This is a genomic window from Helicobacter sp. 11S02596-1 (genome assembly GCF_002272825.1).
Classification (GTDB): domain Bacteria; phylum Campylobacterota; class Campylobacteria; order Campylobacterales; family Helicobacteraceae; genus Helicobacter_J.
Genome location: NZ_MLAM01000033.1, coordinates 1 through 891 on the forward strand (window position 1 = coordinate 1; position 891 = coordinate 891).

Sequence of the window (891 nt, forward strand, 5' to 3'; positions counted from 1 at the left end):
ACAACCTTGGCAATGGGTTTTATTGTTGGTTTTAAGAATAAGGACTTGTTTATTCTTTAAGAGTTTTCTTTGTTCAGGCGTGAGGTTTTTCTCAAAGCTTGATGGGCTAGGTTGGTTGGTTGGATTGGTTTGGTTTCTTTGGAGTTCTTGGACTTTAGTGCTGGTTCTTTCTCCAAAGCTATAGCGTCCTCCCAGGGATACCAAATAGTCTTGATTATAGTATTTGCCTCCAAAGCCCGCATCGACATCCAAATAAAGTCTAATGTCTTTGGTGATAAAGGAATTGATGCCTACAGAAACCATTCCCATATGGTTGCTCTTAAGTTCTTGGGTGGCATTAGAAAGATTGGTTTGGAGATGGATATGGGAACCTCCAAGGAAATCCCCTACATAAAATGCCCCTAGCCTAAAGTCGGTTCTATTCTTTGGGGTAACAAGGCTATAGCCTAGTGTGCCCCCTACTTTAGCTCGGAATGCTACCATAGAGCTGATTTGAGAATTTAAGAAAGCCGTAGTATTGATTTCTTTAAACTTCCCATCACCCAAATACCCTAGCACGCCTTCAAAGGAAGGTTCCAGATAGATAGCGTGATGGATGGGGGTATTCTTAGGGTTGAGATTAAAATTAAAGCGATAACCTACTTCTTCTCCTAGTGAGAGTGTGGAGGTATTGAGTTTATCATCTCCAGAGATATTACTCGCCGTAGTGATATGGTTATTGATAAAGCCATATTTGAGTATCGTATCAGAATAGATTCCTGAGCCTTGGGCATTTTCTTGGATAAATGAATAGTAAGCCCCTACTTCAAAGAGATTGGCTTTACCTGTAATAGTGTTATTGAAAGAGGTAGAAGAGGATTTAATACTATTATAGCCATAGCTAAGCGCAAG

The 891-nt window shown here is 40.2% G+C and carries 1 protein-coding gene; it reads right to left on the reverse strand.

From position 1 onward, the window contains the following. Window positions 1-891 (reverse strand): autotransporter outer membrane beta-barrel domain-containing protein (locus tag BJI48_RS09225; protein ID WP_143428802.1); only part of this gene is annotated, 891 nt, incomplete at both ends.